General features: G+C 69.7%; 10 protein-coding genes and 2 tRNA genes. 4 read left to right on the top strand and 8 right to left on the bottom strand.

Features of this window, described 5'->3' with window-relative positions; translation table 11 throughout:
* Positions 1 to 241: 241 nt before the first annotated feature.
* From hisN to ABZX90_RS15495, 3 genes are all read left to right on the top strand, one after another.
* A complete protein-coding gene (gene hisN / locus ABZX90_RS15485) occupies positions 242 to 1,042 on the top strand; it encodes a histidinol-phosphatase (protein WP_351124771.1) in 801 nt (266 codons plus the stop codon).
* Between the two features lie 228 nt (positions 1,043 to 1,270).
* Positions 1,271 to 1,663 (top strand): CBS domain-containing protein, encoded by a 393-nt coding sequence (locus tag ABZX90_RS15490; protein ID WP_355205130.1) that lies wholly within the window; start codon positions 1,271 to 1,273, stop codon positions 1,661 to 1,663.
* A gap of 162 nt (positions 1,664 to 1,825) precedes the next feature.
* The gene (locus ABZX90_RS15495; RefSeq protein WP_351124766.1) at positions 1,826 to 2,242 is read left to right on the top strand and encodes a Fur family transcriptional regulator; all 417 of its coding nucleotides are present in this window, start codon (positions 1,826 to 1,828) and stop codon (positions 2,240 to 2,242) included.
* A 196-nt stretch (positions 2,243 to 2,438) separates the two neighbouring features.
* Here ABZX90_RS15495 and ABZX90_RS15500 read toward each other — a convergent pair.
* From ABZX90_RS15500 to ABZX90_RS15515, 4 genes are all read right to left on the bottom strand, one after another.
* Positions 2,439 to 2,512: transfer RNA gene (locus tag ABZX90_RS15500), tRNA-Met, on the bottom strand.
* 203 nt (positions 2,513 to 2,715) lie between these two features.
* Complete coding sequence (locus tag ABZX90_RS15505) at positions 2,716 to 4,566, bottom strand: sel1 repeat family protein (RefSeq protein ID WP_355205134.1); 1,851 nt, start codon at positions 4,564 to 4,566, stop codon at positions 2,716 to 2,718.
* 229 nt (positions 4,567 to 4,795) lie between these two features.
* Positions 4,796 to 4,869: transfer RNA gene (locus ABZX90_RS15510), tRNA-Met, on the bottom strand.
* Positions 4,870 to 4,911: 42 nt separating this feature from the next.
* Positions 4,912 to 7,902: a UPF0182 family protein gene (locus ABZX90_RS15515; protein WP_351135288.1), complete on the bottom strand. Its 2,991-nt coding sequence runs from the start codon at positions 7,900 to 7,902 to the stop codon at positions 4,912 to 4,914.
* A gap of 163 nt (positions 7,903 to 8,065) precedes the next feature.
* Between ABZX90_RS15515 and ABZX90_RS15520 the strand changes: the two genes are divergently transcribed.
* The gene (locus tag ABZX90_RS15520) at positions 8,066 to 8,608 is read left to right on the top strand and encodes a PPA1309 family protein (protein WP_355205137.1); all 543 of its coding nucleotides are present in this window, start codon (positions 8,066 to 8,068) and stop codon (positions 8,606 to 8,608) included.
* A gap of 72 nt (positions 8,609 to 8,680) precedes the next feature.
* Here ABZX90_RS15520 and ABZX90_RS15525 read toward each other — a convergent pair whose 3' ends face one another.
* The 4 genes from ABZX90_RS15525 to ABZX90_RS15540 form a co-directional block, all read right to left on the bottom strand.
* The gene (locus ABZX90_RS15525; protein ID WP_351128932.1) at positions 8,681 to 9,778 is read right to left on the bottom strand and encodes a PDZ domain-containing protein; all 1,098 of its coding nucleotides are present in this window, start codon (positions 9,776 to 9,778) and stop codon (positions 8,681 to 8,683) included.
* Between the two features lie 98 nt (positions 9,779 to 9,876).
* A complete protein-coding gene (locus ABZX90_RS15530) occupies positions 9,877 to 10,062 on the bottom strand; it encodes a hypothetical protein (protein WP_351128930.1) in 186 nt (61 codons plus the stop codon).
* A 150-nt stretch (positions 10,063 to 10,212) separates the two neighbouring features.
* Complete coding sequence (locus ABZX90_RS15535) at positions 10,213 to 10,674, bottom strand: molybdenum cofactor biosynthesis protein MoaE (RefSeq protein WP_351128928.1); 462 nt, start codon at positions 10,672 to 10,674, stop codon at positions 10,213 to 10,215.
* A gap of 153 nt (positions 10,675 to 10,827) precedes the next feature.
* Positions 10,828 to 11,943 carry an SDR family oxidoreductase gene (locus ABZX90_RS15540; RefSeq protein WP_351128926.1) on the bottom strand — a complete coding sequence of 372 codons (1,116 nt, stop codon included), beginning with the start codon at positions 11,941 to 11,943 and terminating at the stop codon, positions 10,828 to 10,830.
* Positions 11,944 to 12,101 lie beyond the last annotated feature (158 nt).

Consider the following 12,101-nt stretch of genomic DNA (forward strand, 5'->3'; position numbering starts at 1 on the left):
GTCAACGACCGGACACAAGCCCCCATGGCTGTCCCCGGCGAACGCGCCGGCCGCGGCACCGGACGGACCCGGCGAACGCAACAGGCACGGTACCCGCCGACCCGCCGGACGCGATGGACACGGCACCGGCCGTCCCCGCCGGACGCGTCCGTGGGGACGGCCGGGCGCGGCGCCGGCCGTCCCCACGAAGATCCCCGGTCCTGTGTAGCCCCGTCCCGACGCGGGCAGATACGGTTCACCCATGCCCGACTATCGCGATGACCTGCGCCTCGCCCATGTCCTGGCGGACGCCGCCGACGCCGCGACGATGGACCGGTTCAAGGCGCTCGACCTGAAGGTCGAGACCAAGCCGGACATGACGCCGGTGAGCGAGGCGGACAAGGCCGCCGAAGAACTCATCCGCGGCCAGCTCCAGCGGGCCAGGCCGCGCGACGCGATCCTCGGCGAGGAGTACGGCATCGAGGGCACGGGCCCGCGCCGCTGGGTCATCGACCCGATCGACGGCACCAAGAACTACGTCCGCGGTGTCCCCGTCTGGGCCACGCTCATCTCCCTGATGGAGGCGGGCGAGGGCGGCTACCAGCCGGTCGTCGGCGTCGTCTCCGCCCCCGCGCTCGGCCGTCGCTGGTGGGCGGCGAAGGGACACGGTGCCTTCTCCGGCCGCAGCCTGTCCGCCGCGACCCGGCTGCGGGTCTCCAGCGTCTCGCGGATGTCCGACGCGTCCTTCGCGTACTCCTCCCTGTCCGGCTGGGAGGACCAGGGCCGTCTCGACGGCTTCCTCGACCTCACGAAGGCCGTCTGGCGCACCCGCGGTTACGGCGACTTCTGGCCGTACATGATGGTCGCCGAGGGCTCGGTGGACATCTGCGCCGAACCCGAACTGTCGCTCTGGGACATGGCGGCGACCGCGATCGTGGTGACCGAGGCGGGCGGCTCCTTCACCGGCCTCGACGGGCGACCCGGCCCTCACGGCGGCAACGCGGCCGCGTCGAACGGCCACCTCCACGACGAGATGCTGGGTTATCTCAATCAGCGCTACTGACGCGGCCCGTGGCTTGAGTTGTGCGCTTCCTGAGCAGCCCCGGACGACCTGGGGCTGCTGAGTAACCCTCGGGCGCCCCCGAACTCACGGCACGCGCCCTCTTGTTGACCCTCCCTTTAACTGCGACCCTGAGAGCTCCCCCACTTGTGAACTTGTGAACCGCTTCTCTTTCCACTCCGCAGAGGAGTCGAAGGGGCCCGCGGCTCACCAAGGAGGTGGCTCCAGCCCATGCTCGTCCGCGACGCCATGAGCACGGTGGTCCTCACCATCGGCCCGACACACACCCTCCGCCAGGCGGCCCGTCTGATGTCCGCGCGCCGCGTAGGTGCGGCGGTGGTCCTCGACGAGGAGTCCTCCGGCCTCGGCATCCTCACCGAGCGCGACATCCTCAACTCCCTCGCCCTCGGCCAGAACCCGGACTCCGAGACCGCCGGCACCCACACCACCACCGATGTCGTCTTCGCCGCCGCCACCTGGACCCTGGAGGAGGCCGCGTCCGCGATGTCGCACGGCGGCTTCCGGCACCTGATCGTGCTCGACGGCAGCGGCCCGATCGGCATCGTCTCGGTCCGCGACATCATCCGCTGCTGGGCACCCGCGCGGCAGAACGTACCGGCCTGAGCACGCGAGCGGGCCGGAGTCCACCGGGTCACCCCCGGGGATTCCGGCCCGCAAGCCCGCCGACCGAGCTCGATCCCACACAATGGATGATGTCTAAGTCGATTCAGCTTCCAAAGTCACACACATTCGGGAACTGGTTCACCTGCTGTTACGCTGACCTGTATGAGTGACCTGTTGGAACGACTGCGCGGACGCGGATGGCGGTTGACCGCGCAGCGACGTGTCGTGGCCGAGGTCCTCGACGGCGATCACGTCCATCTGACGGCCGACGAGGTGCACGCCCGGGCCGTGGCCAAGCTGCCCGAGATCTCCCGGGCGACCGTCTACAACACGCTGGGTGAGCTGGTCTCGCTCGGCGAGGTGCTGGAAGTCGCCACGGACAAGCGCGCCAAGCGCTACGACCCGAACGCGCACCGTCCGCACCACCATCTGGTCTGCGCCCAGTGCGGCGCGATCCGCGACGTCCACCCGCTCGGCAACCCGCTCACCGACCTCCCCGACTCGGAGCGCTTCGGCTTCACGGTCTCGGACGTCGAGGTGACGTATCGCGGCGTCTGCCCGAACTGCGCGGCGGCGTAGCGACGGCGCGGAAGCACCCACCCGAAAGCCCCGGCACGCCACCCGCGCCGGGGCTTTCCGCTGCTGTTCGCTGTTCCCTGTTGCCCGTTGCCTGTTCGCTGTTCGCTGTTCGCTGTTCGCAGCAGCGTTTCCGCGCCGCGGTCCGGGAAACGACCGAAGGCCGGAACCCTTTCGGATTCCGGCCCTCGGCCTTCAGTAGCGGGGACAGGATTTGAACCTGCGACCTCTGGGTTATGAGCCCAGCGAGCTACCGAGCTGCTCCACCCCGCGTCGATGAACTGAACAGTACGTCAACTCTGTGGCCAGCGCAAATCCCTTGATCCACCACTCCGACGGGCAGTCCCCGGCTCCGGCCGGCCGACGCGGCCCCGCCCGTCCACCGGTCGAGGACCTGACCACTGAGGCCGAGGCGGAGACCGTCCCGCTCAGGCTGAAGCGGGACCCGGGCCGCGTTCCACGGCCCGGCCCGCCCCTCACGCGGACAGCTCCTCCCGCAAAGCGTCCCGCAGCCGCGCCGCACGCTCGGAGACCTCCGCCGGTCCCAGGGACACGGCCCGGTCGGCCCACCGCTGCCCCTCCGCCAGCTCGCCACTGCGCGCGTACACGAGCGCCAGCCGAAGCGCCGCCCGCCCATGTCCCGCGTCGGCCGCGCGGGTCCACCAGAGAGCCGCCTCCGGCTCGCTCCCCTCCCGGGCCAGCAGCAGCCCGAGATTGAAGGCACCGTTGCGCGACCCGGCCTCGGCGGCCTCGCGGTACCAGCGGGCCGCCTCCACGACGTCGCCGCGCGCCGCGGCCAGCATCCCGACCCGTACCTGCGCGCGCCGGTGCCCCTGGGACGCCGCCCGCTCGTACCACTCCTCGCACTCGCTCTTCTCCTGCGCGGGCTCCCCGAGTTCGTGCGCGGGCGCGGGCGGCCGCCGCGCGTCGAGGACCGCGGCGAGCCGGTAGGCGGCCTCGGCGCTGCCACCTCCCGCGGCACAGCGCAGATGCCGCTCGGCGGCGGACTCGTCACCCTCCCGCAGCCGCGCGATGCCGACCTGGAGCGCCGCCTCCGTGTGACCGGCGGCGGCCGCCCGCTCGTACCACCGCAGCGCGGCGGCGTCATCGCTGTCGGTGGCGCGTCCCGCGTGCAGGATGCCGAGGTTGAACGCGGCGTCCACGCTCCCGGCCTCCGCGGCCTTGGAGAACCACGGTTCGGCTCCGGCCGCGTCGCCGACCTGGAGCAGCAGGATCGCCAGGGCGTTCGCGGCCTCGCGATGACCGGCGTACGCGGCCCTGCGGTACCACTGCTCGGCCTGCGCGGTCCGCCCCTGCTCGGCGCAGAGCAGTCCGAGGTTGTACGCGCCGTTCACATCGCCCGCGTCCATCGCGGCCCGGTACCACCGCTCGGCGGTCTGCGTCTCACCGCGCTCGGCGTGCAGCGCGCCCAGCGCGTTGGCGGCGTTCCCGTCCCCGTCCTGCGCGGCCCGCAGCCACCAGACGGCGGCGCTCTCGGGGTCCCCGGCGTCGCGCAGCAGGAACCCGAGGGCGCAGGCGGCACGCGCCTCCCCGTCCTTGGCGGACGTCAGATACCAGCGCCCGGCCTCCTTGAGGTCGCCCCGCTTCTCCAGGATCGCCCCGAGGTGCAGCGCGGCCCTCCGGTGTCCGCGCGCGGCGGCCTGCCGGTACCACTGCTCGGCGGCCTGCCCCGCGGCGCCGATGACACCGTTGTCACCCACGGCCTCACCCGAGTCCAGGGCCTTGCGGTCAAGCGTGCGCGCCAGCCGGTAGGCGGCCTCGCGGTGCCCTCGCTCCGCGGCGGCCCGCATCCACTGCCCGGCACCCACGTCGCTGCGGTGCTCCAGCAGATCGGCGAGCGCGTAGGCTCCCAGGGCATGGCCCTGTTCGGCGGACTGGCGCAGCCAGTACTCGGCGGCGGGTTCGTCACCGCGCTCGCGGTGGTGCCGGCCGAGCGCGTGCGCGGCGGCCGCGCTGCCGGCGACGGCGGCGATCCGCCACCATCCGGCGGCCTCGTCGGCGTATCCGCGCTGGTGCAGAAGAACGCCCAGATTGTTGGCGGCCGCACGGTCACCGGCGGAGGTGGCCGCGCGCAACTGGGGCTCGGCGGCGTCGAGATCGCCGCGGCGCAGCAGCATGGCCCCGAGGACGCTCATCGCCTCGACGTCGCCGGCTTCGGCCGCCGCCCACTGGCGCGCCTCCTCGGCAGCCTCGCCGGTCTCGTCCCGGTCGGAAGGCTGCGTGAGATCCGCAGGCTGCGCAAAGTCGGCATGCTGCGCAAACCGCCCTGTATCCAACAGAGTTGCCTTGTCCCCCATAACGTCCATCGTCGCACCACCTGCAAACTGGGTACACCTGGTATACCGCAGCCAGTTAGGTCACTTCAGCGTTTTGTCGACATGCCCACAGAGAGACAAGTCAAACACAGATCGCCCAACTCCCCTCGCATGTCGCAGCACTTCACACGAGTCGCCAGGTCACCGGGGGCGCCCCGGCGTGGCGTCACACACGTCGAAGGCCCGGATCCATGATCTGGATCCGGGCCTTCGACTTCAGTAGCGGGGACAGGATTTGAACCTGCGACCTCTGGGTTATGAGCCCAGCGAGCTACCGAGCTGCTCCACCCCGCGCCGTTGTGTTGCAACCGTACCACGGCGCGGGGTGGCTCCTGATCAGCCGCTTCCGGAGCTCTTTTCGCTGCTCGGGCTGCTACTGGGACTGGGGCTGCCGCTCGGACCACCGCTGTTGCCGGCGTTCTTGTCGGCCGTCTTGCCATCGGTCTTGCCGGCGCCCGCACTGCCGCCGGTCTTGTCCGCCTTGGCCTGTGCGTCCTCGGCCCGCTTCAGCGCGTCCTGAAGATCCTTCTGCGCGTCGCCGTACGCCTTCCAGTCGCCCTTCTTGAGGGCTTCCTGCCCCTGATCGAAGGCCTTCTGGGCGTCGTTGAGCGCTTCCTGGACCGTCGGGTTGGTCGACGTGGGCGGATTCTTGGTGCCCTCGTCGGGTGGCGGCGTGGTCGAACTCTCCGCCCCGAAGACCACGTTGAGCGCCTTGTCCAAGGTGTCCTCGAACGCGGTGCTGCCTCCGTAGGTCACCAACACCTTGCGCAGCAGCGGGTACTTGAGATCGCCACCGCGGACGTAGACCGGTTCCACATAGAGCAGTCCGTCGTCGAGCGGCACGGTCAGCAGGTTGCCGTACTCGACCTCCGAGTCGCCGCCTCTGAGGAGCCTGATGGACTCGGCGATGGACGGCTCGGAGTTGAACTGGCTCTGCACCCGTTTCGGTCCGTCGACCGTTCTGCCGGTCGGCAGTTTCAGAATGTTGATCTTGCCGTAACCGGGTGTCCCCGCCTCCGCGTTGACCGACACGAAGGCGCTCAGGTTGTCACGGCCGTTCGGTGTCATCGTCGTCGTGAGCGAGAACGCCTGCGACGTCTTCCCCGGCAGCTTCATGCTCAGGTAGTACGGCGGCACCGCGCTGCCCGACTTGTTGGTCGGGTCGTCCGGGACCTGCCACACCTCGCTGCCGCTCAGGAACGTCTGGGCGTCCTTCACGTGGTAGCGGGTGAGCAGTTCGCGCTGGACCTTGAACAGGTCCTGCGGATACCGCAGATGAGCCATCAGCGCCGGCGAGATCGACTCCTTCGACTTCACCGTGTTCGGGAACGCCTTCATCCAGGTCTTCAGGACCGGGTCCTTGGTGTCCCACTGGTAGAGCTTGACGTCGCCGGTGTACGCGTCGACGGTCGCCTTCACCGAGTTGCGGATGTAGTTGACCTGGTTCTGCTGGGCCACCACCGCACGCTGGTTGTTGGCCGCCGTCAGCGAGTCCGCCGTGGTGTCGCCGAGCGTGGTGCGCGAGGCGTACGGATAGCCGTTGGTGGTGGTGTACGCGTCGACGATCCACTGGATCTTCCCGTCGACGACCGCCGGATAGGCGTCACCGTCGATGGTCAGCCAGGGGGCCACCGCCTCGACCCGTTCCTTGGGCGTGCGGTTGTAGAGAATCCGCGAGCCGTCGCCGATCGCGCCCGAGTACAGGATCTGCGGCTCGCCGAACGCCACCGCGTACGCGGCGCGGTTGACCGGGCTGGAGAGGCTGATGCCGCTCTTGCCCTTGTAACTGGTGGTCTTCTCACCGCTGTCGTCGGAGTAGTCGATCTCCTTCTGGGGACCGCCGACGATCGAGTACTGGGTGGTCTTCTCGCCGTAGTAGATCTGCTGCTCGTACGAGCCCAGGTCGCCCTTGGACGGTAGGTCGTACTCGGTGAAGAGCGGCCGGCCCTCGTCGTCGGCCGTGGTGCCCTTGGCCGCGACGGCGCCGTATCCGTGGGTGTACCGGAAGTGGTCGTTGATCCAGTTGTTCTTCGGGATGCCGGCGAGGTTCAGCTCGCGCAGACCGATGACCGTGTCCTGGTCCTTGCCGTCCTTGGTGTACCGGTCGACGTCCAGGTTCGACGGGAAGCCGTAGTAGTTCCGCACCTGCTGGAGCTGCTGGAAGGTCGGCGACACGATGTTCGGGTCCATCAGCCGGATGCTGGCGGCGGTGTCGGCGTCGGCGCGGAGCTTGGCCTTGTCCTTGGTGTCGCTCAGCCCCGGGTAGTTCTGCACGTCGGTGCCGTCGATCCCGTACGCCTCGCGGGTCGCCTTGAGGTTCTTCTCGACGTACGGCGATTCCTTGGCCTGCTCGTTCGGCTGGACCTGGAACTTCTGGACGATCGCCGGGTACAGGCCCCCGATGAGGATCGCCGAGAGCACCATCAGACCGAAGCCGATGACGGGCAGCTGCCAGGTGCGCCGCCACAGCGTGGCGAAGAAGAGCAGCGCGCAGATGACGGCGATGCAGAACAGGATCGTCTTGGCGGGCAGATAGGCGTTCGCGTCGACGTACCTCAGGCCCGTCCAGTTCCCGGACGCCTTGAAGTCACTGGACTTCACCGCGAGCCCGTACCGGTCGAGCCAGTAGGCGACCGCCTTCAGGGCGACGAAGATGCCGAGGAGCACCGAGAGGTGCCCGGTGGCCGCGGCCGTGGCGCGCGCTCCCGGGCTGGTGATCCGCAGACCGCCGTACAGGTAGTGCGTGAGCGCGGCGGCGATCAGCGAGAGCACGGCGGCGGCGAAGCCGAAGCCGAGCAGGAAGCGGTACCAGGGCAGGTCGAAGGCGTAGAACGAGACGTCGAGGTGGAACTGGGGGTCCTTCTGGTGGAAGGGCACTCCGTTCACCCACATCAGCCACGTGCGCCACTGGCCCGAGGCGGACGCGCCGGCGATCAGCCCCACCAGGGAGGTGATCGCGACCAGCAGCCATCTCTTGTAGGGCGCGATGCCCATGCGGTACCGGTCGAGGCTCTGCTGTTCCATCGACATGGCGCTCAGTGGCGGGCGCAGCCGGTGCGCCAGCCAGATGTTGAAGCCCACCGCGGCCGCCATCAGCAGACCGAAGACGAAGAAGAGCCCGATCTTGGTCCACAGGGTGGTGGTGAAGACCGACGAGTAGTGAACCGATCGGTACCAGAGCCAGTCCGTCCAGAACCCCGCGAACATGACGAAGGCCATGGCCAGCACGGCCAGCACGCCCAGTGTCATGAGCAGGGTCCGGACACGCCGGGACGGCCGGCCCACTCTGATCCGTGGCCCCGTCGGGCCTCCGCCGCGGTCCGGCATCTGGAAAGCCAAGGTGCGCACCTCGAAGTCGCTGTTGATCCGTCAGGCCCCCGTGTTGGTGGACCGTCCGAAAGGCTCCGTGATCGGGGAGCCTCATCTATGCAACTTACTCACGCTTTACTCGGTTCCCGGTTCCGGGTACGAACGAGGCAGGATTGTGACCATGTCCAACACTCCCATGGCAGCGAGCCCACTCAACCGGGCCGTACTCGAGATCGACGAGTACGCCTCCGGCCTCGGCTGGGACCAGCCCGCTCGCCTTTTCGCCCTCGTAGACACCGCACGGCTGCGGGTCCAGGAACCCGGCCTCGCCGCCCAGCTCGGCCTGGAGGACGAGCAGGCGACGATCGGTCTCACCCCCATCGAGCAGGACGAGATCCCTGCCGGCAAGCCGCTGGACGAGTTCCTCGGCACCATCGCCTGGCCCGACTCCGTGGTCGGCTGCGCACTCACCGTGGAGCGGCTGATGCTGCCGCCGTCGGCGGAGGCCTCGGTCCCGGAGGGTCTCAGCGGCAAGAAGCTCACGCAGTGGGTCGCCGCGCACCCGGACCGTCAGGAGGTACGCATGACGGTCGGAGTCCTGCGCGACGGCGCCCGTGACTCGGCGCTGCGGCTGCGCGAGAAGGACGCGCCGACGGAGGTGCTCACGGGGGCGGGCCTGGTGCCGGGCCTCGCGGAGGCGCTGTCGGCGACGTTCGCGGACTGATCGGCGGGCGGACGTGGACGGGGGCGCTCCGCTGACCGCGGAGCGCCCCCGTCCACGGACGAGCGGTGTACGTCAGCCCTTGGTGGTGCACTTCGGCAGGTCGGAGGTCCGGCCCGCGCTGATGTCCTTGAGGGCGTTCATCGCGTCGTCGATGGTGTCGACCTTGACGAGCGTGAGCCCGCCGGGGGTGTCCTTGGCGGCGGCGGCGCAGTTGTCCTTGGGCGTCAGGAAGTACTGGGCGCCCTTGTTCCGCGCGCCGACGGTCTTCATTTCGATGCCGCCGATCGGGCCGACCTTGCCGTTGTCCTCGATGGTGCCGGTGCCGGCCACGAACTTGCCTCCGGTGAGGTTCCCCGGAGTGAGCTTGTCCACGATGCCGAGCGCGAACATCAGACCCGCGCTCGGGCCGCCGACGTCGGCGAGCTTGATGTCGATGGTGAACGGGAACGTGTGGTCGGTCCCGGCCGAGATGCCGACGATGGCACGGTCGCTGCCGCTGTCGTCGGACTTGGCCGTGGTGATCGTCACGTCCTTGGTCGCGGTCGCCGTCGTGTGCTCCTTCTCGGCGGCGGCCTGCTCCTTGGCGGGCACGATCGTGAACACGACCTTGTCGCCGGGCTTGTGCTTGGTGACCAGCTTCGCGACGTCGTCGGGCGCCTTCACCGTCGTACCGTCGACGGCCTTGATGACGTCACCGGCGTGCAGCCGTCCCTCGGCCGGGGAGCCCTTGACGACGGTCGAGACGATCACCCACGACTTCACCGGGACGCCCAGCTCCTTCAGAGCGGCAACCTTGGCGCTCTCCTGGGACTGGCTGAACTCCTCGGCGTTCTCCTGCGTCGACTGCTCCTCGGTCTTGCCGTCCGGGTAGAGGGTGTCGTGCGGCACGACCTTGTTGTCGTGTGCCAGCCATCCGTACACGGCCTCGACGAGGTTCATGTTGTAGTCGGCGCTGGTGACCCGGACCGTGGTCATGTTCAGGTGACCGGTCGTCGGATACGTCTTGCGCCCGGAGATCTGCAGCACCGGCTCGCCGTCGTGGTTACCCAGCGTGTTCACCGTGGGACCCGGTGACATCTCCGAGTACGGCACTTTGATGAACACTCCCGCGCACAGAAGCGCGATCAGGATCAGAGTGGAGGCGAGCATCGTCGCGGTGCGGCGTGGCATGGAACGACAGTACGGGACGGTGCTGTAAGCGCACCGTCGGGGCCGACCGTACGTGGTGGGACCGGAGCCCGCTCACGAGGCCGGAACGGCTGCTTTCCTCAGACCGCGTCGGAGGGGGCCTTCTCCCGGACCTCGGACCGCTCCATGGCCTCACGGAAGCGGGTGTATCCGGCGAGCTCGACACCGTCTCCCGCGGCTTTGCGATTCCGGCCGGCCCAGCTGCCCCACAGTCCGGCACCGATCGCAGCCACAAGCGGAATCAGCAACCAGGCAAGCGCCGCCATGTCGACCTCCCAACCCCATGAGCGACCGCAACTGACTGATCAGCAGATTAACCATCCGCAGTGTTAACGCTCACGGCAGGGCCCCGGTTACGCAACCGGAAGACGGGTGAGGAGTCGGTGAACCGTCAGGGGCGACGGAACGGGCGGGTCTCAGCAGGCGCCGACCCATTCCTGCGACCCGTCGGAGAACGTCTGGTGCTTCCAGATCGGCACCTCGTGCTTGAGATCGTCGATGAGCCTGCGGCAGGCCTCGAAGGCCTCGCCCCGGTGCGCGCACGACACGGCGACGACGACGGCCAGATCCCCGACGACCAGGTCACCCACCCGGTGAACGGCGGCCAGCGCCCGCACGGGAAACTCGGCGACCACCTTCTCCGCGACCCGCCGCATCTCCGCCTCGGCACTGGGGTGACACGAATACCCCAGCTCGTCGACGTCGGCACCCGCGTCGTGATTCCGCACGGTCCCCACGAACAACGCGGTCCCCCCGGCGGCGTCGTCCCCCACAGCCTTGAAGACCTCGTCCAGGGAGAGCGGTTCGTCACGGATCGCGAGCAGCCGGATCGGGTCCGGAGCGGCCTGCTCACCGGGGTGGTCATAGGTAGGTGCCATGACTCCATCGTGCCGCACCCCACTGACACCGCGGAATACGGCTTTCACCCGGCACGCGCGCGTCAGGCTTTGGACGCTCCTACAGAGCCGGGCTCCGTCGGCCTCGTCGAGACGGACAGCGCCGGCCGCCCCGGCCACGACACGCCCGCGCGCTCAGATGCGCCGCCGCGCCTTCCGTGCCCGCCGTACCACCGCGGCCGCGCCCAGCAGGGCCACCGTCGCGCCCGCCGCGCCCGCCGCGGTCGCGTCCTTGCGTCCCAGCCGCCGGCCGGCCACCGTGTGGCGCCCGGCAACCTCCTCCAGCAGCTCCGCCAGGACCTCCTCGTTGGTCCACTGCGGCCGCCATCCGGCGTCGTGCAGCCGGCTTCCGCTCACCACCCAGGGGTACATCGTGTAGGCGAGGTCCCCCGCGGGCGAGGGAGTGAGCCCGATCCGGTGGAGTCGGGCGGCGGCGCCCAGCGCGACCGCGGACGGCAGCTCCATCCGCCGGATCCCGCTCAGCTCCTCCACCTCCTCCTGCTCCAGCCACCCGTCGCACCCGACTGCCAGCTCGCCCTCCACCTTCTCGACGACCGCGTACTCCAGCGCACTGCACAGATCCTCGACGTGGCAGAACTGCCAGGCGGGCCTCGACCCCGCCACGACCAAGAGCCGAGGAGACTCGAAGTACCTGGTCAGCGCGGTGTCCGTACCGCCACCGACGAGTACCCCGGGCCGTACGACGGTCACGTTCAGCCCCGGGTGCGCCCGCGGCGCGCGGCGCGCGAGCCGCTCGATCTCCAGGAGGTCGCCGACGCCCGTCGCCTCGGCCGTCGCCCGCAGTTCGGCGTCCTCGGAGAGCGGCAGTTCGTTGTCGGGCAGCGCCCCGTAGACCATCGCCGACGTGCACAGCACGACACGGTGGACTCCGGCGGCCGCGGCGGCGGTCAGCACGGTCTGCGTCCCCCGGACGTTGTACGCCGTCCGGGCGGCCGCGTCCGTCTCCAGATCGAGGTCGAGCGCCAGATGGACCACGACGTCCGCTCCGCGCAGCTTCTCGGCGATCGCCGGGTCCCGCACGTCCAGGATGTGCCACTGGGCGTCGGCGCACTCGCCGCGCCGCTCGTCGATGGCGACGACCTGCTTGATCTCCTCGCTGGCGGCCAGCCGCTCGGTGAGCAGCGCGCCCACACCGGCCGCGGCGCCGGTGACCGCGACGACGGGGCCGCGCGAGGCTGGGCTGGTTGAGTGGTTTCGCGCTGCGCGAACCTGCGGATCTGGGGAACTCACCGGGCGTCTCCAGCGGTTGTGTTCAGTAATGGACGCGTGTGACGCGCCCCTACCAGGTGGCATCCATCCTGCCGCAGGCGACGAGTCGGCGAAGCACCGAGGCCCGATCGGGTTCAGGTGTCTACGCTGGGTGGTGTTGTGGGCAGCCGCCGTCGGAC

Source organism: Streptomyces sp. NPDC002935 (assembly GCF_040611295.1).
Lineage (GTDB): Bacteria > Actinomycetota > Actinomycetes > Streptomycetales > Streptomycetaceae > Streptomyces.

Excerpts from the sequence above, each read along its gene's own strand:
- ABZX90_RS15535 (WP_351128928.1), bottom strand. The coding sequence starts at position 10,674 with ATGGCACCTACCTATGACCACCCCGGTGAGCAGGCCGCTCCGGACCCG.
- hisN (WP_351124771.1), top strand. The coding sequence starts at position 242 with ATGCCCGACTATCGCGATGACCTGCGCCTCGCCCATGTCCTGGCGGAC.
- ABZX90_RS15505 (WP_355205134.1), bottom strand. The coding sequence starts at position 4,566 with ATGGACGTTATGGGGGACAAGGCAACTCTGTTGGATACAGGGCGGTTT.
- ABZX90_RS15525 (WP_351128932.1), bottom strand. The coding sequence starts at position 9,778 with ATGCCACGCCGCACCGCGACGATGCTCGCCTCCACTCTGATCCTGATC.
- ABZX90_RS15495 (WP_351124766.1), top strand. The coding sequence starts at position 1,826 with ATGAGTGACCTGTTGGAACGACTGCGCGGACGCGGATGGCGGTTGACC.
- ABZX90_RS15530 (WP_351128930.1), bottom strand. The coding sequence starts at position 10,062 with ATGGCGGCGCTTGCCTGGTTGCTGATTCCGCTTGTGGCTGCGATCGGT.
- ABZX90_RS15515 (WP_351135288.1), bottom strand. The coding sequence starts at position 7,902 with ATGCCGGACCGCGGCGGAGGCCCGACGGGGCCACGGATCAGAGTGGGC.
- ABZX90_RS15490 (WP_355205130.1), top strand. The coding sequence starts at position 1,271 with ATGCTCGTCCGCGACGCCATGAGCACGGTGGTCCTCACCATCGGCCCG.
- ABZX90_RS15520 (WP_355205137.1), top strand. The coding sequence starts at position 8,066 with ATGTCCAACACTCCCATGGCAGCGAGCCCACTCAACCGGGCCGTACTC.